The sequence below is a fragment of the Corynebacterium sp. HMSC073B01 genome (genome assembly GCF_001838255.1).
Taxonomy (GTDB): domain Bacteria; phylum Actinomycetota; class Actinomycetes; order Mycobacteriales; family Mycobacteriaceae; genus Corynebacterium; species Corynebacterium jeikeium_D.
The window spans coordinates 1-1,210 of record NZ_KV836132.1 but is presented as its reverse complement, the minus strand read 5'-3'; the positions used below and the strand labels follow the sequence as shown (position 1 = coordinate 1,210).

The 1,210-nt window shown below is 57.4% G+C and carries 1 protein-coding gene; it reads right to left on the bottom strand.

Annotated elements, in window-relative coordinates; all coding sequences use genetic code 11:
- Nucleotides 1-53: 53 nt before the first annotated feature.
- Nucleotides 54-1,210, bottom strand: a 1,157-nt coding sequence (locus HMPREF2849_RS00060; RefSeq protein ID WP_246822061.1) for an IS1249 family transposase, incomplete at its 5' end; no start/stop codon positions are given.

Sequence of the window (1,210 nt, the reverse complement as noted above, 5' to 3'; positions counted from 1 at the left end):
GGGTTAAGTGACAAAAAGTGTGTCCGCTCGGTGTGTCGCCGGGTGGGCCCTTTTTATCTCATGGGCCCTTTCCGGATTCCTATGTTGTGTTGGTATTCGGTTGGGATAGCGTTGTCGTAGAAGGCTGGTCGTCCTGTTTCGTGGTCGGCTTTGTTGTGGTCTTCTGGGACAAGATCGTTGACTTTGGCGAGTTGATCTTGTCCGTAATTGCACTGCCTGGCGATCTTTAGCGGGTCGTCAGGCAGCTGCGTTTTCGAGTGCAGGTACCACTCGAGCATTTTGCGTTGGCGCTCCCCGGACCTGCCGCGATGCGCGTCGGCGATGCGTTTGAGCTGGGCGTTGACGCCGCCTTCCAGACTGTTGGTTGTTGATGCCCAGCGCTGTGGTTCGAGTGCTTCTGGTGGTGGCTGCAGGTAGGTAAACAGCCAGTTATTGCGCGATAGGTGCAGCAGTGAGTTGTATGCCTTGCGAACTCGCAGGTGGGTCCATTCCCACTGGTTGTTGAGGGTGCGGCGTTCTTTGGGGAGGGGTGTTTTTTCGTTGAGGAATGCTTTGAATACCTGTCCGAAGTCATGCAGGCGCAGCGTCCACTCCCGTGCCTGGTCGAGTGTGGTGATACGGGTCAGTTTCAACGCCAGGGCGTAGATAGCTTTGCCTGCGTCGGTGCGTGGACGGCTGGTGGTGTAGCGACGGACCACGCGTTGGGCATGGACAAGGCAGCGTTGGATGCGGGTGGTTGGCCAGCAGGTTTTGATTGCTGAGTAGGCGCCTTGGCCACCGTCGAGGACAACGCATAGTGGTGGGGCGATGTTTTTGAGTAGTTGGGTGTAGGCGTGGGCGGTTTCGCGTTGTGTCCAGTGCCATGCGATGACGTGGTCGTGGCTGGCTGCCACAAGTAAGCAGCCAGCGTCGGTGTAGGTGCCGTCGATGAAGATTTGGTCGTAGACCCGGTTGGGATCGGGGGTGTTAGGGACATCGATAAGCCACAATGAGGTGAACCGGCGGTCGAGTGTGCGCCGGGAGACATTCAAGGTGTCGGCCACCTTGGTTAAAGAAGCAGTGCCGGTGACGTAGGTGTGAAACGCTTTGAAATCCCGGGTGTGGGTCTGATCGGGGCGGTGTCGTGTTGTTGAGCATCCGCAGTCAGGGTTTTTGCATCGCCACCTGGTTGTCCCTTTGGTTGTGGTGCCGTTTTTCTTCATTTGCCCAG